We start from the raw sequence: 17,601 nt of genomic DNA, 5'->3' as shown, positions 1-17,601 counted from the left end.
ACCCGTTGCGAAGAGTGAGGGCAGATTGTCCGGCTATTCCAGCCATTGCGGCGGGCATCTGCGGGTACGATAACGTATTTCCATCCACTCAGAGCGAACCATGAAAAGAGTCATTGTAGCCGGCACACTCCTGCTGCTCGCGGGGTGCAGTATTAACCGCCAGGCTGAAGTCAGCAGCCTCGACGCGCCGAACGGCATCGTCCGCCTCGATTACGGCCAGGCAGCGCTGCAAAATGCGTATTCCGATGAGTATGTGAACAACGGCACGGCGGTAAAAGCCTGTCAAAACATGGGGTATGCCACTGCCTCGGCCTATGGTCAGCCCATCAAAACCTGCACCCTGATTAGCGGTTCGTTGTGTCTGAACGAGAGCGTGACTATCCAGTATAAATGCCTGGGTTACGCCGTTAACCCTAAGTCAAATAATCCGTGGTATTAATCCAGACTGCCAGCCTGTGCTGGCAGTTTATTTCATTACGAACAAAAACAATTCTCATTAATAAATAATAAATCGGCAATGCGTTTTATTCCCATTCGTATTTTTAATAAATAAAATAAAGTTTTTACGTTTTGCAAATAATTAAATAACAAATTATAGTGTCGCTCATTGTGAACCAGAAATAATAACCCGGAGCGTCACCATGCTGAAAACTGAAATGATCGACAAGCTCAACGCGCAAATGAACCTTGAGCTGTTTTCGTCCCTGCTCTACCAGCAGATGAGCGCCTGGTGCAGCTACCACAGTTTCGAAGGCGCGGCCGCGTTTCTGCGTCGTCACGCGCAGGAAGAGATGACCCATATGCAGCGTCTGTTTGATTATCTGACGGATACCGGCAGCCTGCCGCGCATTGAAACCGTGGCTTCCCCTTTTGCTGAATATAATTCACTCGATGAACTGTTCCGCGCCACCTACGAGCACGAGCAGCTGATCACGCAGAAAATTAACGAACTGGTTCATGCCGCGATGACCAGCCAGGATTATCCAACCTTTAATTTCCTGCAGTGGTATGTAGCCGAACAGCATGAAGAAGAGAAGCTGTTTAAATCCGTGCTGGATAAATTATCGCTGGTGGGTAAATCCGGTGAAGGTCTTTACTTTATTGATAAAGAACTTTCCACGCTTGATACGCAGAATTAATTTCAGCGCGGTGCCGGTTTCCGGTACCGCGTTAATTTACATACACCCGGCACAGCTGGTGCAGCGCCAGTCGTGGGGATTCACGGCCTGGTAAAAATAGCGGTAGCTGCACGTCTCCAGCGGAATCCCCTTCTCGTAGAACAAATCCGTCAACCAGTCGACATTCTCGATAATCCACTCATCTTCCTGTAAGCCTTGTGCAAAGGTCTCATCTTCAGGATCAATAACCGAATAGATCCCCCAGGTGCCCATATCCTTTTCGCGACGGGACTCGGGAAGATTCAGGGGCTGGTTCTGCCAGCTGATTATCCAGTGGCCATGGCACAACAGGTTGCCTCCCCGGCTCCATGCCGCGGTAAAAGGATTCTCCCCCGCCATAACACCCTCACTTTATTTGATAATTTATATTTATTGTTTACGTTACGCCGGAATGTCGTGCAGCAGTATCGCCCTTATGAGGTAGGCATAGGCCTAAAAAGGATTGGAGGGTCATTAATTCGTAAACCATTTTTTACACCTCTTGTAACGGTGATTTGACGAGTTACGGCTTTTCCCTTACTCTGCGCCGCAGATTTTGTCGCGGTTAAGAAGCGTTGTAGAGGAAAGCGTGAAAAACAGAACTCTGGGAAGTATTTTTATCGTCGCCGGAACGACAATTGGCGCAGGAATGCTGGCAATGCCTCTGGCAGCCGCGGGCGTGGGATTTGGCATGACCCTGCTGCTGCTGGGCATGCTCTGGGCGCTGATGTGTTACACCGCCCTGCTGCTGCTTGAGGTTTACCAGCACGTACCCGCCGATACCGGTCTGGGTTCGCTTGCGGCGCGCTATCTGGGACGCTATGGCCAATGGATAACCGGCTTTAGCATGATGTTCCTGATGTACGCCCTGACCGCCGCCTATATCAGCGGCGCCGGGGAATTGATCGCCTCCAGCGTCAACGACTGGTTTGGCTCTGACATTACCCCTGCGACGGGCGCCATCTTCTTTGCGCTCATCGGCGGCGGCGTGGTCTGCGTCGGGACGTCGCTGGTCGATCTGTTTAACCGTTTTCTGTTCAGCGCCAAAATTCTTTTCCTGATTGTCATGCTGGTCCTGCTGGCGCCGCACGTGCATAAGGTCAACCTGCTGACGTTGCCGCTGGAAAAAGGTCTGGCGCTTTCCGCGATCCCAGTCATTTTCACCTCGTTTGGCTTCCACGGCAGCGTGCCGAGTATCGTCAGCTATATGAACGGCGATATTCGCAAGCTGCGCCGCGTCTTTGTGATCGGCAGCGCGATCCCGCTGATCGCCTATATTTTCTGGCAGCTGGTGACCCTGGGCAGCATCGACTCTTCAACCTTTATTGGGCTGATGGCGCAACACGCTGGACTGAACGGTTTTCTGCTGGCACTGCGTGAGGTTGTCACCTCGCCGCACGTGGAGCTGGCGGTGCACCTGTTTGCCGACCTGGCGCTGGCAACCTCGTTCCTGGGCGTGGCGCTTGGCCTGTTTGATTATCTGGCCGACCTGTTCCAGCGTCGCAATACTGCCGCAGGACGGTTACAGACGGGGGCGATCACCTTCCTGCCGCCGCTGGCGTTCGCGCTGTTTTATCCGCGTGGGTTTGTGATGGCGCTGGGCTACGCGGGAGTGGCGCTCTCGATCCTTGCTCTGCTCCTCCCCTCCCTGCTGGCCTGGAAGAGCCGCCAGCAGCATCCGCAGCAGGGTTACCGCGTGGCGGGGGGAAAACCGCTGCTGTGCGTTGTGTTTGGCTGCGGGGTAGTGATTATTCTGGTGCAGGTGTTGATTGCAGCCGGGATACTGCCGGAAGTGGGTTAAATAAAAAAGGGACTGTCATCAGCCCCTTGAGATTGATGACAAACCCCATCATTTATATTGATACCGTCTTTCTTGCCGGGTGGCGCTGCGCTTACCCGGCCTACGTGCTGAATGGAGGTGAACGAAACAAATCCACCTAAGTTAATAAAAAATTGATCAGTGCAAACAGCAGCTCTTAAACTTCTTCCCGCTGCCGCAAGGACACGGATCGTTACGCCCGACCTTCGTGCCGTTCACAATCGGCTTCTTCACTTCCGGCTGTTGCGGGTTGTTTACCCAGTATTGATATAACCGCAGTGCCGCAGGCTGGATGCTCTCGATACTGGCGATATACTCCTCTTCGGACAGTTCATCCAGCTTGTCGCTGTTCTCTTCTGTACCGTGCAGCGCAATTGTATCAAGATCGGCCTTCAGGGCTTCCGGCAAGGCTGACCAGTCCGTCAGCGCCACGCCGCGCATATAGCCGTAGCACCACTCTTCCACCACGGTATAACTCTCACCGTCCACGTCGTTATAGCCAAACATCGGTTCGAACTGATCCGGGTATTCGCTCAGGCGCTCGGCAATATCGTTCATGTGCTTAAAGCAGAGATCGATAAAACGGTTCATCTCACGATCGTTTTTCCAGCGCGGGATATATTTCTCGCCGCCCCATACCGCCACCAGCCAGGCATCTGGCTCAACGACAACAGGACCGGAAAGCACTGCGGTAAGCATGCCGTCCAGTTCGGACACGTCAATCACGGACGCGTCATCATGACCGTAAGACATTAACGTCTCTTCAAGCCACGCCATCTCGCTTTCATTCAATGGGCCTTCAGTCATCGCTGACACTCCTGCAAAAAGGAAAAGATCCTAACACATATCTCACGCCTCTCCGGGCTGAAGTTTAGGTCTTTATTGCTGCAAAAACGTGCAAACCGTGACCTTTGCACAACTTATGGGCTTTATTGTTAACGATATGTGATCTCCGCTGTAATTTCTTCTCCTCCCGCAAGGCGGCATAACGCGGCGCTCTATACTCAAACATGTCACAAGCCCGTCAATGGGTTAACCATTCTGGCAACGTTTTTGCTTAATGTTCTTCGCGCGACGCTGCGCAGGGATACCTCGCCGTATATGCAGGATGCCGTCTGTATCTTGTTCGTTTAGTGCATTTTGTTCTTGCTCGTGTTTCGGATTGGCTGTGCCGTCGGGCGTTCGGGTTTACGCCGTGGTGCAAAAACCTCTTTGCTAAGGAACATAATAATGTCGCTGAAATTTATCAGAACTCCTCTTTCTCTTGTGCTGGCCGGTTGTCTGGTGACGGCGTTTTCCGCCCGGGCAGATATTGTGATTGGCGTGGCCGGTCCGTTCACGGGACCGAACGCCACCTATGGCGATCAATACTGGCACGGCGCAACGCAGGCTGCTGAAGACATTAATGCCGCCGGCGGCATTAATGGTGAGAAGATCAAACTGGTTCAGGGAGATGACGCCTGCGAGCCGAAGCAGGCCGTCGCCGTTGCCAACCGTTTAGTTGACCAGGATAAAGTCAACGCCGTGGTCGGCCATTTCTGCTCCTCTTCCACCATGCCCGCCTCCGAGGTGTATAGCGATGCGGGGATCATCGCCATTACCCCCGGTTCAACCAACCCGCTGATTACCGAACGCGGCATGAGCGATATGTTCCGCATGTGCGGCCGCGACGACCAGCAGGGTCAGGTTGCCAGCGACTTCATCATCGACAAACTGAAAGCCAAACGCGTGGTGATCATTCACGACAAAGACACCTATGGTCAGGGTCTGGCTGACGCCACCAAAGCGGCGCTGGCGAAACGCGGGGTTCAGGATGTGATGTACGAGGGGTTATCCCGCGGTGAAAAAGACTTTAACGCGCTGGTCACCAAAATCGGCGCGCAAAAACCGGACGTCGTGTTCTTCGGTGGCTGTCACCCGGAAGCCGGTCCGCTGGTTCGCCAGATGCGTGAACAGGGCGTACAGGCAAAATTCTTCTCCGGGGACTGCATCGTCAACGAGGAGATGGTGACCGCCGCGGGCGGCCCGCAATATACCAATGGCATTTACATGACCTTCGGTAAAGACCCGCGCCTGATCCCGGACGGCAAAGCGGTTATCGAGAAATTCCGCGCCGGTAAATTCGAGCCGGAAGGTTACACGCTTTACTCCTATGCCTCCGTACAGGCGATTGCCGCGGCCTTCAAGGCCACCGGCGGCAAGGATTCTGCCAAAGCCAGCGAGTGGCTGAAGGCCAATTCCGTCGACACGGTGATGGGCAAAAAAGCCTGGGACAGCAAAGGCGATCTGAAGGTCTCTGACTACGTGGTTTACCAGTGGGACGACAAAGGAAAGTATAAGGAAGTGCAGTAACGGGACGGAGTCACGCTCAACGCCGACGGGCTCTCCCGTCGGCGCGTAATAAACATCAGGCTGCGCGGCTCGCGCAGCCTATAAAACGAGCGCGCTAAGATGAGTACATTCTTCCTGCAACAGTTAATCAATGGTTTAACGCTGGGTTCCGTCTACGGCCTGATCGCCATCGGTTACACCATGGTGTACGGCATTATCGGCATGATTAATTTCGCCCACGGCGAAGTGTATATGATTTCCGCCTATCTCTGCGCTATTGGCCTGGCGCTGCTCTCGTTCTTCGGCCTGCAGTCGTTCCCGCTGCTGATCCTCGGCACGCTGGTGTTCACCATTGTGGTTACCGGGGTGTACGGCTGGACTATCGAGCGTATCGCCTACAAACCGCTACGCAACTCCACGCGCCTGGCGCCGCTGATCTCCGCCATCGGGATGTCGCTTATCCTGCAAAACTACGCGCAGCTGAGCCAGGGCCCGCGCCAGCAAGGGGTACCGACCATGCTGGACGGCGTTATTCGCCTGCATCTGGGCGAAGGGTTCGTGCAGATAACCTACACCAAAGTGTTTATCCTGGTTGCCTCGTTTGCCGGCATGCTGGTGCTCACCTGGATAATCAACCGTACCCGGCTGGGACGGATGTGCCGCGCGGTCCAGCAGGATCGCAAAATGGCCTCCATTCTGGGCATTAACACCGACCGAATTATTTCGCTGGTCTTTGTCATCGGCGCGGCGATGGCGGGCCTGGCGGGGGTGCTGATCACCATGAACTACGGCACCTTTGATTTCTACGTCGGGTTTGTGATCGGTATTAAAGCCTTCACGGCGGCGGTACTTGGCGGCATCGGCTCCCTTCCCGGCGCCATGCTCGGTGGCCTTATCCTGGGTGTGGCGGAGGCGCAGTTCTCGGGCATGGTCAACTCGGACTATAAAGATGTCTTCTCGTTCGGCCTGCTGGTCATGATCCTTATTTTCCGTCCCCAGGGACTGCTCGGGCGCCCAATAGTGGCCAAAGTGTGAGGGAGAGAATGATGACATCACACGGTTTCTCACTTAAACGCTGCATTCTGGACGCGATTTTTTCCGGGCTGATTGCGCTGATTATCTTCGGCCCCATCGCTGGCGTGGTGCTGGACGGGTATAGCTTTACCTTCGCCGGGCAGCGCCTGGCCTGGATGGTGGGCATCGTCATGTTCGGGCGTTTTCTGTTGAGCGCTTTTTTAGGTACCTCTGCCGGGGCCCGTTTCCAGGCGCGCTTCGAGGCCGACAGCGCGGGCGTTTATGTCCGACCTCCGGATTACAAAAGCCGCATGCGCTGGATCATTCCCCTGGTGATTGCTCTTGCAGTTTGCTTCCCGTTTGTCGCCACCAAGTATGTGCTGACCGTCGCCATCCTCGGGCTGATCTACGTGCTTCTTGGCCTGGGACTGAACATCGTCGTGGGCCTGGCCGGTCTGCTGGATCTGGGGTATGTCGCGTTCTATGCGATTGGTGCGTACGGTCTGGCGCTGGGATACCAGTATCTCGGCTTAGGGTTCTGGAGCATGCTGCCGCTCGCGGCAATCATGGCCGCCGCCGCAGGCGCCCTGCTCGGCTTCCCGGTGCTGCGCATGCACGGTGACTATCTGGCCATCGTCACCCTCGGATTCGGGGAGATCATTCGCCTGATACTGAACAACTGGCTGACCTTCACCGGCGGCCCCAACGGCGTGTCTGCCCCTCCCCCGACTTTTTTCGGTCTGGAATTTGGACGACGCGCGAAAGAAGGCGGCGTGCCCTTCCACGAGTTTTTCCACCTGACCTACAACCCGAACATGAAGTTTATCTTTATCTACGCGGTGCTCTTTCTGGTGGTGATGCTGGTGCTCTACATCAAGCACCGCCTGACGCGCATGCCGATTGGCCGGGCGTGGGAAGCTCTGCGTGAAGACGAAATTGCCTGCCGCTCAATGGGGTTGAACCATGTTCTGGTGAAGCTTTCCGCCTTTACGCTGGGTGCGTCGACCGCGGGCATTGCCGGGGTGTTCTTCGCCACCTATCAGGGGTTCGTGAATCCAACCTCCTTTACCTTCTTTGAATCGGCACTGATCCTCGCCATTGTGGTGCTGGGCGGTATGGGCTCGACGCTGGGCGTGGTGCTGGCCGCCTTCGTGCTCACGGTCACGCCGGAACTGCTGCGCAGTTTTGCCGAGTACCGCGTCCTGATGTTTGGCATGCTGATGGTGGTCATGATGATCTGGCGTCCACGCGGTTTGATCCGCATTAACCGCAGCGGGTTTGCCGTGCGTAAGGGCGTCGCGCCATGAACGAAACAATATTACGCGTTGAGCATCTGATGATGCATTTTGGCGGGATTAAGGCCCTGAATGACGTCAACCTGGACGTGCAACGCGGCTCCATTACCGCCCTGATTGGGCCAAACGGGGCGGGAAAAACCACCGTCTTTAACTGCCTGACGGGCTTCTACAGAGCCTCTGGCGGCAACATTTTATTTAATACCCGCCATAAAACGACCAACGTCATTCAGGTACTCGGGCAAAAATTCCAGCCCGGCGACTGGATTAACCCCGCTCAGCTCGGGCAGCGTCTGTTCTACAAAATGTTCGGCGGAACCCATCTGGTCAACCGAGCCGGGCTGGCGCGCACGTTTCAAAATATCCGTCTTTTTCGCGAGATGTCGGTCGTGGAAAATCTGCTGGTGGCGCAGCATATGAGGGTGAACCGCAATCTGCTCGCCGGGATCCTGAATACGCCGTCCTACCGGCGAGCTGAAAGCGACGCCCTGGACAGAGCCTTTTACTGGCTGGAAGTGGTGGATCTGGTGGAGTGCGCCAATCGCCTGGCGGGAGAAATGTCCTACGGCCAGCAGCGGCGACTGGAAATCGCCCGGGCAATGTGTACCGGGCCGGAAATGATCTGTCTGGATGAACCCGCCGCAGGACTGAACCCGGTTGAAACGCACAAGCTGAGCGGGATTATTCGCTTTCTGCGAGATCATCATGACATCACGGTATTGCTGATTGAGCATGATATGGGGATGGTGATGGAAATTTCGGACGACATTATCGTGCTCGACCACGGCGATGTGATTGCCAGGGGGAAACCCGAGCAGATCCAGCATGATGAAAAGGTCATTGCCGCCTACCTGGGCACGGATGAAAGCGAGGTCTCCCTATGAGCGAACCGCTGCTGGCTTTTCGCGAAGTGGATGTGTTTTACGGCGTCATTCAGGCGCTGAAGCAGGTCTCTCTTGAGGTGAATAAGGGGGAAACCGTGGCGCTGATTGGCGCAAACGGCGCGGGTAAATCGACATTGCTGATGTCCATCTTTGGTCAACCCCGTATCCGCAGCGGGCAGATCCTGTTCTGTGGTGAAGATATCAGCCATCAATCCACCCACTACGTTGCGTCCGGCGGCATTGCGCAGGCACCGGAAGGCAGACGAATCTTCCCGGATATGACCGTTGAAGAGAACCTGCTGATGGGGACCATTCCCATCGGCAATCAGTTTGCGGCTGAAGATATGCAAACCATGTTTGACCTTTTCCCTCGCCTTAAAGAGCGGCGTAAACAGCGCGCGATGACCATGTCCGGCGGGGAACAGCAGATGCTGGCGATCGCCAGGGCGCTGATGAGCCGTCCGAAGCTGCTGCTGCTGGATGAGCCCAGCCTGGGCTTAGCCCCGATTGTGGTGAAGCAGATCTTCCAGACGCTGCGAGAGCTGGCCCGCAGCGGTATGACCATTTTTCTGGTGGAGCAGAATGCGCACCATGCGTTGAAGCTATCTGACCGGGGGTATGTGATGGTGAACGGACAGATCCGGCTGAGCGGCAGCGGTGAGGAATTGCTGGGGAATCAGGAGGTGAGGAAGGCGTATTTGGGCGGGGTGTGATTTGATACCTAAGGAACCATTAGAAATATTTTCATATAAATAACAATGAGATATTCACGAAAAGTATAGCACGCAATGCCTTGAGAAGGCCTGAGTTTGTTGATTTATTAGTCTTTGACAATCACGTCAAACTCACTGAAAGGAGCGTTCAGAATGGCTATACCCGCATATTTATGGCTCAAAGATGACGGAGGTGCGAATATTACAGGTTCTGTAGATGTTCAGCACCGTGAAGGTAGCATTGAGGTTTTATCGTTTGGCCATGGTTTACACATTCCAACCGATGGCAATACGGGGAAACTAACCGGTACCCGCGTCCACTCTCCACTAACAATCGAAAAAGAGTTTGATTCATCCTCGCCTTACCTTTACCGGGCTGTAGCAACTGGCCAGACCCTAAAGTCAGCTGAAATCAAATGGTACCGTATCAACGATGCAGGGCAGGAAGTTGAGTATTTCAACATGCTTTTAGAAAATGTGAAAATCGTAGGGATAACGCCTGTAATGCATAACGTAAAAAATCCCTCAATGGAAAAACACAATCACCTTGAGGCGATAGAACTGCGTTATGAGAGAATCACATGGAAGCACTGCGACGGGAATATCCAGTTTACTGACGGCTGGAATATTCGGGCTACAGCATGATTATTGCTCGCTATGCATTGAATGGCTTACCGTCATCTATTCTTACCGTTCCGGGTATAGGAAACTTTCCGGCATTCTCAGGCCAACTCTATGGCAGAAACAATCCGACTATGGCAAGCAAACAAGAAATCGGACCTATCCCGCCAGGACGTTACTTCATCGTGAACCGACAGAGCGGAGGCAGGCTCGGAGGACTAAGTGATTTTGCCCTGAAAAATATTTATGGCACCGATCGCTCAAAATGGTTTGCCTTATACAAAGATGACTGGCAGATAGATGATCAAGTATTTGTTGAAGGTGTCCGGCGTGGCCATTTCCGCCTCCATCCGATAGGACCAAGAGGGTTAAGCGAAGGCTGTATAACTCTTCTTCATCTGAGTGACTTTGATTACTTGTACGAAGCTCTTATGAAAACAACTATGATGCCGGTACCTTGCACGAGCTTTAAAGCTTACGGGACAATAACAGTGACATGAGGACTTTTATAGAAATCACCTTCAGCCTTGCAATCGGTCTTATCAGTTTTCTTTTATATACGCGCTGGCTTTTTATTTTGATACCTGTCGAATGGGCTTATGCCGTGATGGACCATTTCGGGACATACGGGATAGAAGAACTGGAGGATACGTTAGTCGATATCGCCTCTTTGTTTGGATTGCTTCCGGCAATTCTTACAGGTTTGTTAGTAAGAAAAGCAGTAAAAAGAATGTGATTTATGAGCCTTCAGGCTTAGCCTCGAAGGCTTTTTTGACCCGGAAAAGCAAAACCCTGAAAGTTGGATACCCAACTTTCAGGGTTAACTTCATTTCGATGGTGACACGATAACGTCGTTAAATAAAACTGTCGTCGTCATTGCTGTAGTCATCATCTACATCGTCGTTCTGCCAAGCGTCGTTATTACTGCCGAACGGATCGTTCTGGTTGAGGAAACGGGTGTCAGAGACGTTATTAACGTCGCCGTATTGATTACCGACAAACGGTTCACCACCGACGGGCATTGTCGGTTCTTCGATGATGTTCACGATCTCTTCCGGCCGCGACTGATGGAACATGCTGGTAAGCATCTCGCCAAGCGCGATGCCACCGGCCACGCCAGCGGCTGTCTGGAGCGCGCCAGCCATAAAACCACCGCCGCGAGTAGCCGGCGCTGGCGCCCGAGAGTAATCCTGCGCCGGCTGCTGTTGCGGCTGGGCATTCCAGCTGTTTTCAGTCTGCGGGTTACTTTTTCCGCCACCAAACAGGCCGCCGAGGAAACTGCCGCCCGTCGAGGGTTTGCTTTTTTGCGCGGCTAATTCGCTTTCAAGCTCCTGAACCCGGACCTGCAGGCGTTTCAGCGCCGCTTCCTGAATCAAAATCGACTGCGCCATATAGTAGGGGGCCGCAGGCTGCTGTCTGACAAATTCAGCGATCTGACGCTCCGCATCTGCATCCCGTTGGCTGTTTTGTTGTCCGGCCTGTTTAAGGCGCTCGAAAAGGCCGTTGATAAGCTGCTGTTCTTCATATTGCATGACAATAACCTTCCGCTCTCCAGGGTGGATACCAACCAGTTTATCAGCGGCGGCAACCTGTGTCTGGCGAGTGAAATGTTTGTTTAAGATTGGTTGCAGGTTAGCTGAAAATCGCCCTGCTTTCCGGGCTTGATATTAGAGAGTTAGGCTTAACGTTCTGTTATGGCAGCGAATATTAACATGGACAGTATTCAGGGTATTGCACAAAATTTTACCGGCGTAATGGCTGGCAAATTCATATTCGCTGAACTAACCGGAATAAAACTGGGTGCTGCCGTGTCGTCACGCATTATGACCTCGTTCGCCGCTGGCGTGGTCATCGGAAGCGCCCTCACGATTGGCGCAGAAACATCGAGAGCTATCTATACGGCCCGAAAGCTTGAAAACCAGAACCCTGCACTCTACTACCGACTTAAGGGTATGGGTGATTTGGATCTTTGTATTTTTTAGTTGAAGAGAAATTGAAACCTTTTCTTGACGCCTGTAGCGTGGCAGATGTAAACAAGCACGAATTTAACGAAGTGTGTAAATACTTTTTTGGTGGATTATGAACACTCAGGACATTATCAAATTAATAGCATCTCGAATTTTGCGCGGGTTGGGGATGGGAATGGCTTCTGCGGGCCTATTGTTCTGTATTTATTTCTTTTCATTTTCAAAAGGCGAATCCCGTTTTATCTGGGGTGTAGCGTCTGGTGCTCTCATTGTCCTTGGTTACTTTATATACCGAATCGCGATACTCAAGGTTTTTGACGAACGTTGAAGACCTCAATTGCTCATACTCTATCAAAAAGCCCACCGATTGGTGGGCTTGATGTTAAAGACTTAGGCTTAACGTCTTCCTGTCATTAAAGAATGACGGAAAGGCATCAAATAGGATGAAATCAACCGCAACTTTTCACGTGGTCTACATTTGAGTGGTGGTCGCTGGGCAGTAGTGCCCTCTTCTTGTGGCGAAGTTGAATGGCGAAAAGCAGGCAATAAAAAACCACCTTTCGGTGGTTTATACGACACTGCTTATCATTGATTTTATTCTAGTTTTCCCATGGTAGCCGGAGTGGGACTTGAACCCACACAGCGCGAACGCCGAGGGATTTTAAATCCCTTGTGTCTACCGATTCCACCATCCGGCCAGGGAAGAAAGTGGAGGCGCGTTCCGGAGTCGAACCGGACTAGACGGATTTGCAATCCGCTACATAACCGCTTTGCTAACGCGCCGTAAAACTTTTTAAACTGACACCCGCTGTTGCGCATGTCTTTAATCTGGAGCGGGAAACGAGACTCGAACTCGCGACCCCGACCTTGGCAAGGTCGTGCTCTACCAACTGAGCTATTCCCGCATGTCATCAAGTAAATGTCTAACCACTTGATTTCATTATCGTCCGGCTGACTGTGCCGCCGTTCGATGCGTTGCATTCTACTGATATGACGTTATGAGTCAACGTTATTTTTTGCATCCCCGGATCGTTTGCTGAAAATTACGGCGAAACGATCACTGATCAAGCAAATCCCCGCGCGCAGCGTTCAAATATTGCAGCATTGACCACAACGTCAGCACTGCCGCCACCCACAGGAGGGCAATCCCCGCCCACTCAACCCAGGCGTTCGGACGCCAGAGCATCCAGACCAGCGCCGCCATCTGCGCCGTCGTTTTTACTTTCCCAATCCAGGAGACCGCCACGCTGCTGCGTTTCCCCAGTTCCGCCATCCACTCGCGCAGCGCAGAGATAATAATCTCACGGCCGATCATGGTTGCCGCAGGCAGCGTCACCCACCAGGTATGATAGTGCTCAGCCACCAGCACCATCGCAATCGCGACCATCACCTTATCCGCCACCGGATCGAGGAAGGCGCCGAAACGGGTGCTTTGATTCCAGCGCCGCGCCAGGTAGCCATCAAACCAGTCTGTGACCGCTGCAATAAGGAAGATCAATGCGCAGGCAAAGGGTGCCCAGACAACCGGCAGGTAAAACGCCAGCACGAAGAACGGAATGAGTACGACACGAAAAAGAGTGAGCAACGTAGGGATATTATATTGCATAGTGACGGTAACTATTTGTTGTCAGTAAAATTTAGCTCTATGTTGCTACAGAGCCCTCAATGTTTCAACGAGTAGTAGATCTTTTCTGCCAGCCCTTGCGAAATACCCGGCACTTTTGCAATTTCCTCCATGCTGGCGTTGAGTAATCCTTGCAATCCGCCCATATACTTCAGCAGCATCTGGCGACGTTTTGGCCCCACCCCTTCGATCGTCTCGAGTGAGCTGGTGTTTTTCACCTTCGCCCGTTTTTTACGGTGACCGCTGATGGCGTGATCGTGTGATTCATCGCGAATATGCTGAATGACGTGCAGCGCCGGGGAGTCTGGCGGCAGGCTGAAGCCCTCACCTTCCGGCTCGAAGAACAGTGTCTCCAGACCGGCCTTACGATCGGCCCCTTTTGCGACGCCCAGCAGCAGCGGATGGTTTTTATCCCAGCTGACATCAAGCGATTCAAATACCGCTTTCGCCTGGCCGAGTTGCCCTTTCCCGCCGTCAATCAGGATCACATCCGGGATCTTGCTCTCTTCTATGGCTTTACCATAGCGACGACGCAGCACCTGATTCATCGCCGCATAGTCATCGCCCGGCGTGATGCCGGTAATGTTATAGCGGCGATACTCGGCGCGCAGCGGACCGTTAGCATCAAACACCACGCAGGACGCGACCGTCTGTTCCCCCATCGTATGACTGATGTCGAAACACTCCATCCGTTTCACTTCCGGAAGCTTCAGCAGCGCCGCCAGGGCCGTTAAACGCTGGTGCACCGTCGACTGCTGCGACAGCTTCGTGCTCAGCGCCGTTGCCGCGTTGGTCCGCGCAAGCTTCAGATAGCGCGCACGATCGCCGCGCGGTTTGGTTTGTACATTGACCCGGCGCCCCGCCAGTTCAGAGAGCGAATCGGCCAGCAGGGTTTTATCGTCAAGATTAAAATCGAGCAGGATCTCAGAAGGCAGCGTGCGCATCTGGCTCCCCTGCAGATAGAACTGGCCGACAAAGGTTTCCACCACTTCGCCCAGTTCGGTACCGCCAGGCACTTTCGGGAAATAGCTGCGGCTGCCGAGCACTTTGCCCTGGCGTATGAACAGCACATGCACGCAGGCCATCCCGGCGTCAAAGGCCACGCCGATCACATCGAGATCGTCACCGGTATTTGAGACAAACTGTTTCTCCGTGACTCTGCGCACCGCCTGGATTTGATCGCGGATCCGCGCGGCCTCTTCGAACTCGAGTGCGGCGCTGGCTTTTTCCATCCGCGCGATCAGTTGCGTTAACACCTGATCGTCTTTACCGGCCAGGAACAGGCGCACGTACTCCACCTGCTGGGCATACTCTTCTTCACTCACCAGCCCGGCCACGCACGGCCCCAGGCAGCGTCCTATCTGGTACTGCAGGCACGGGCGCGAGCGGTTACGGTAAACGCTGTTTTCACACTGGCGGATCGGGAAGATTTTTTGCAGCAGCGCCAGCGTTTCACGTACGGCATAGCCATTGGGGAACGGCCCGAAATATTCTCCCTTCGCATGTTTTGCCCCACGGTGCATGGCGAGGCGCGGATGGGTGTCACCGCTCAGAAAGATAAACGGATAGGATTTATCATCGCGCAACAGGACGTTATAGCGCGGCTGGTACAGCTTAATATAGTTGTGCTCAAGCAGCAGCGCTTCTGTCTCCGTGTGCGTGACGGTAACATCAATATTCTGGATGAGTGAGACCAGCGCTTCGGTCTTACGGGAGGCCAGGTTGCTGCGAAAATAGCTGGAAAGGCGTTTTTTAAGATCTTTTGCCTTCCCCACATAGATAACCGTACCGCCAGCGTCATACATGCGATAGACGCCAGGCTGGCTGGTTACGGTTTTCAGAAATGCTTTTGAATCGAACACATCACTCACTGACTTAACAACGTCTCCGCATTACACAAACCATGTCGGATGGCCAGATGCGTCAGTTCGACGTCACCATGAATGTTCAGTTTACTGAACATCCGATAACGATAGCTGTTTACCGTTTTCGGGCTGAGATTCAGCTGTTCCGAGATCTCATTCACCTTCTGACCTTTGGTGATCATCAGCATAATCTGCAATTCACGCTCGGACAAACTGGCAAAGGGTGATTCGGTTTTCTCGGGCTCAATCTGACTCAACGCCATCTGCTGAGCGATGTCGGACGCAATGTAACGCTGTCCGGCAAACACGGAACGGATAGCATTGACGACTTCCTGTGGTGCAGCACCTTTACTCAGGTAACCCGCGGCCCCCGCCTGCATCACTTTCGCGGGCAGTGGATTTTCGGTATGCACGGTCAGCATGATGACTTTGGTGTCTACAAAGGTACGCGCAATTTTGCGTGTTGCCTCAAGACCACCGATACCGGGCATGTTCATATCCATCAGCACCACATCGGCGGAGTGAGTACGGCACCATTTTACCGCATCTTCACCACAGCATGCCTCACCGGCAACTTTAATACCTTTAATATCTTCAAGAATGCGTCGTATCCCTGCGCGCACCAGTTCGTGGTCATCAACAAGAAGGACGTTGATMAAAGGAAATGTCTCCAGAATAGGGATAACGCTACTGAGTGATAATTTGGTTTATATTAACGGTTTTCATGACAAGATTAAAACGTTAAAAAACCGGCTATTCGATTTTGCTCTCGTTTTTGGAAATTAGCCTGTACAGGCGGTGGAAAGAGAGCCCGTGTTTTTAGGGCTCTTGCGGCTTTTTTTAATCATCTGTATTCAAAAAGTTACAAAAAAACGTGCTGCCTTAACCTGCACAAAAACAGGGAACAACTTTTTGTAACAATAATTAACGGCAAGCGGACCCGACCTAAACAATTAATAGTCATTAACCCGGTTGAGTTTACCGGTACGATCTGTTTACGCAATTAAACACCCGCGTAAAAGTACGAAAAACAACCGCTGCATTTTTTGCGTTAGCTTGTGGTATACTCCGCCGCCTTGACTTTCGTCGTCGCGCTCTAGCGCCGTTTAATAATGAGGAAAATAAATGAGCACACCTGAATTTGCCACTGCGGAGAATAACCAGGAACTGGCACAGGAAGTAAACTGCCTGAAGGCACTGCTGACGCTGATGCTGCAGGCGATGGGCCAGGCTGATGCCGGCCGTGTGATCATTAAAATGGAAAAACAAATCGCGGAGATGGAAGACCAGGCTGAATCAGCGGTATTTGCTAACACCGTTAAGCAAATCAAGCAAGCCTACCGCCAGTAACAAAAAACGGCTGGATGCAGTGCATTCAGCCGTTCGCTCGTCTGTCACGCAGAACGTTTTACGGAGTCAGATCAGTCCCGTTGCCGCCGCGTAGCACGCGATCTGAGTCTTATTGGGCGCGTTAAATTTCTTCTGCATATTCTTCTGATGGAAGTTAACGGTATTCTCTGAGATCGAGAGGATGATCGCTATTTCCGCTGACGTCTTCCCTTCCGCAGTCCATTTCAGAATTTCACGCTCGCGCTTGCTGAATTTCATTTCGGGCGGCATGACCATCTCATGGTCAAAACGCATCAGGGAGGTTAAAGCCATTTGCACCAGCATTTGCAACCGCAGCTCTATTTCCTCATGGGCTAATGGCCCTTCCTGTACGCGACTACGAGAAACAGACAGGAAGCCGAGCGCATGATTCGGCAGCATCAGGCACTGCGTTATTCCGGCGCGTAAACCGTGGTCCTGGGCGCTATGCCATAATTCCTGCGCCTCAGCGAATAATGCGTCTGTCCAGGGGAGATGCCCCTGAATGAAATTCTCCGGTTTTAAAACCGGATCGATCGCGAAATAGTTCGCGGATTGATATTGCGCCATCCACAGTTTTGGGTAAGTGGTATGCAGGGAGATCTTAGGGCGCGTAAATGGCACGGGATGGCGCACACAGAGCGCATAATAATCGAATTCCAGCGCCTGAGTTTGACGCTCCAGCTCCTGATATACCTCGGCGGCACAGGTCAATTCCTGAAACCGGAGGGAGCATTCCCGTCGCCAGGTGAAAAAGTCTAAATCCTTCATACTTACTAAATGAAGCCTCTGAACAGATAATCATTATTATGGTGAATATAAGCTAACACAGAAAACTTTTTTCTAACCACAAAATATCGGCAATAGCACAATTAACTTTACTATCGATAAGGTTTATCCGAGCCGGATGGAATAAAAAAACAGGGGACCTCGTGCAGAGGGA

At 52.8% G+C, this 17,601-nt stretch carries 19 protein-coding genes and 3 tRNA genes; 12 read left to right on the top strand and 10 right to left on the bottom strand.

What is annotated here, in order from left to right; translation table 11 throughout:
- The first annotated feature begins 100 nt into the window (after positions 1-100).
- Together yecR and ftnA are read left to right on the top strand one after the other, a co-directional pair.
- Positions 101-439, top strand: a complete 339-nt coding sequence (yecR, locus tag BFG58_RS00490) for a YecR family lipoprotein (RefSeq protein ID WP_045908178.1) — start codon at positions 101-103, stop codon at positions 437-439.
- 202 nt (positions 440-641) lie between these two features.
- Positions 642-1,139, top strand: a complete 498-nt coding sequence (ftnA, locus tag BFG58_RS00485; protein ID WP_014884366.1) for a non-heme ferritin — start codon at positions 642-644, stop codon at positions 1,137-1,139.
- Positions 1,140-1,175: 36 nt separating this feature from the next.
- Here ftnA and BFG58_RS00480 read toward each other — a convergent pair whose 3' ends face one another.
- A complete protein-coding gene (locus BFG58_RS00480; RefSeq protein ID WP_048223763.1) occupies positions 1,176-1,517 on the bottom strand; it encodes a hypothetical protein in 342 nt (113 codons plus the stop codon).
- 289 nt (positions 1,518-1,806) lie between these two features.
- On the opposite strand from BFG58_RS00480, the gene tyrP reads away from it, so the two are divergent.
- Positions 1,807-2,958, top strand: a complete 1,152-nt coding sequence (gene tyrP / locus BFG58_RS00475) for a tyrosine transporter TyrP (RefSeq protein ID WP_368072901.1) — start codon at positions 1,807-1,809, stop codon at positions 2,956-2,958.
- A 156-nt stretch (positions 2,959-3,114) separates the two neighbouring features.
- Here the strand turns inward: tyrP and BFG58_RS00470 are convergent, their stop codons facing one another.
- Entirely contained in the window at positions 3,115-3,783 is a 669-nt protein-coding gene (locus BFG58_RS00470) for a YecA family protein (protein ID WP_069718972.1), read from the bottom strand.
- 423 nt (positions 3,784-4,206) lie between these two features.
- Between BFG58_RS00470 and BFG58_RS00465 the strand changes: the two genes are divergently transcribed.
- The 7 genes from BFG58_RS00465 (at position 4,207) to BFG58_RS00435 (ending at position 10,334) form a co-directional block, all read left to right on the top strand.
- Positions 4,207-5,328 carry a branched-chain amino acid ABC transporter substrate-binding protein gene (locus BFG58_RS00465; protein ID WP_023312277.1) on the top strand — a complete coding sequence of 374 codons (1,122 nt, stop codon included), beginning with the start codon at positions 4,207-4,209 and terminating at the stop codon, positions 5,326-5,328.
- A 99-nt stretch (positions 5,329-5,427) separates the two neighbouring features.
- Positions 5,428-6,342 carry a branched-chain amino acid ABC transporter permease gene (locus BFG58_RS00460; RefSeq protein WP_032646250.1) on the top strand — a complete coding sequence of 305 codons (915 nt, stop codon included), beginning with the start codon at positions 5,428-5,430 and terminating at the stop codon, positions 6,340-6,342.
- 11 nt (positions 6,343-6,353) lie between these two features.
- A complete protein-coding gene (gene livM / locus BFG58_RS00455; RefSeq protein ID WP_069718971.1) occupies positions 6,354-7,628 on the top strand; it encodes a high-affinity branched-chain amino acid ABC transporter permease LivM in 1,275 nt (424 codons plus the stop codon).
- A complete protein-coding gene (locus BFG58_RS00450) occupies positions 7,625-8,500 on the top strand; it encodes an ATP-binding cassette domain-containing protein (RefSeq protein ID WP_063622007.1) in 876 nt (291 codons plus the stop codon). Before livM ends, BFG58_RS00450 begins: the two co-directional genes overlap by 4 nt.
- Positions 8,497-9,213, top strand: coding sequence for an ABC transporter ATP-binding protein (locus BFG58_RS00445; protein WP_008500393.1), 717 nt, complete (start codon positions 8,497-8,499; stop codon positions 9,211-9,213). The genes BFG58_RS00450 and BFG58_RS00445 overlap by 4 nt, the downstream gene beginning before the upstream one ends.
- Positions 9,214-9,366: 153 nt before the next feature.
- Entirely contained in the window at positions 9,367-9,858 is a 492-nt protein-coding gene (locus tag BFG58_RS00440; RefSeq protein WP_069718970.1) for an Hcp family type VI secretion system effector, read from the top strand.
- Entirely contained in the window at positions 9,855-10,334 is a 480-nt protein-coding gene (locus BFG58_RS00435; protein WP_069718969.1) for a DUF2778 domain-containing protein, read from the top strand. Before BFG58_RS00440 ends, BFG58_RS00435 begins: the two co-directional genes overlap by 4 nt.
- 354 nt (positions 10,335-10,688) lie before the next feature.
- On the opposite strand, the gene BFG58_RS00425 is transcribed toward BFG58_RS00435, so the two are convergent.
- On the bottom strand, positions 10,689-11,366 hold the full coding sequence (locus BFG58_RS00425) for a DUF2076 domain-containing protein (RefSeq protein WP_069718968.1): 678 nt from the start codon (positions 11,364-11,366) through the stop codon (positions 10,689-10,691).
- Positions 11,367-11,546: 180 nt separating this feature from the next.
- Here BFG58_RS00425 and BFG58_RS24215 point away from each other — a divergent pair, with 180 nt between their 5' ends.
- Positions 11,547-11,816, top strand: a complete 270-nt coding sequence (locus BFG58_RS24215; protein WP_069718967.1) for a hypothetical protein — start codon at positions 11,547-11,549, stop codon at positions 11,814-11,816.
- 596 nt (positions 11,817-12,412) lie between these two features.
- Here BFG58_RS24215 and BFG58_RS00415 read toward each other — a convergent pair.
- The 6 genes from BFG58_RS00415 to uvrY form a co-directional block, all read right to left on the bottom strand.
- Positions 12,413-12,499 (bottom strand) — tRNA-Leu (locus BFG58_RS00415).
- Positions 12,500-12,510: 11 nt separating this feature from the next.
- A tRNA-Cys gene (locus BFG58_RS00410) sits at positions 12,511-12,584 on the bottom strand.
- Between the two features lie 46 nt (positions 12,585-12,630).
- Positions 12,631-12,706, bottom strand: a tRNA-Gly gene (locus BFG58_RS00405).
- A 152-nt stretch (positions 12,707-12,858) separates the two neighbouring features.
- Positions 12,859-13,407, bottom strand: coding sequence for a CDP-diacylglycerol--glycerol-3-phosphate 3-phosphatidyltransferase (pgsA, locus tag BFG58_RS00400; protein ID WP_048029399.1), 549 nt, complete (start codon positions 13,405-13,407; stop codon positions 12,859-12,861).
- A gap of 56 nt (positions 13,408-13,463) precedes the next feature.
- Complete coding sequence (uvrC, locus tag BFG58_RS00395) at positions 13,464-15,296, bottom strand: excinuclease ABC subunit UvrC (RefSeq protein WP_008500347.1); 1,833 nt, start codon at positions 15,294-15,296, stop codon at positions 13,464-13,466.
- Positions 15,293-15,946, bottom strand: coding sequence for a UvrY/SirA/GacA family response regulator transcription factor (gene uvrY, locus BFG58_RS00390; RefSeq protein WP_069718966.1), 654 nt, complete (start codon positions 15,944-15,946; stop codon positions 15,293-15,295). The genes uvrC and uvrY overlap by 4 nt, the downstream gene beginning before the upstream one ends.
- A gap of 469 nt (positions 15,947-16,415) precedes the next feature.
- On the opposite strand from uvrY, the gene BFG58_RS00385 reads away from it, so the two are divergent.
- Positions 16,416-16,640: a DUF2594 family protein gene (locus BFG58_RS00385; RefSeq protein WP_008500345.1), complete on the top strand. Its 225-nt coding sequence runs from the start codon at positions 16,416-16,418 to the stop codon at positions 16,638-16,640.
- A gap of 66 nt (positions 16,641-16,706) precedes the next feature.
- Here the strand turns inward: BFG58_RS00385 and sdiA are convergent, their stop codons facing one another.
- On the bottom strand, positions 16,707-17,429 hold the full coding sequence (gene sdiA / locus BFG58_RS00380; RefSeq protein WP_045908171.1) for a transcriptional regulator SdiA: 723 nt from the start codon (positions 17,427-17,429) through the stop codon (positions 16,707-16,709).
- Positions 17,430-17,601 lie beyond the last annotated feature (172 nt).

It is taken from the genome of Enterobacter sp. ku-bf2 (genome assembly GCF_001742765.1).
GTDB classification, from domain to species: Bacteria; Pseudomonadota; Gammaproteobacteria; order Enterobacterales; family Enterobacteriaceae; genus Enterobacter; species Enterobacter quasiroggenkampii.
This window is presented reverse-complemented; position numbering and strand designations above follow the sequence as displayed.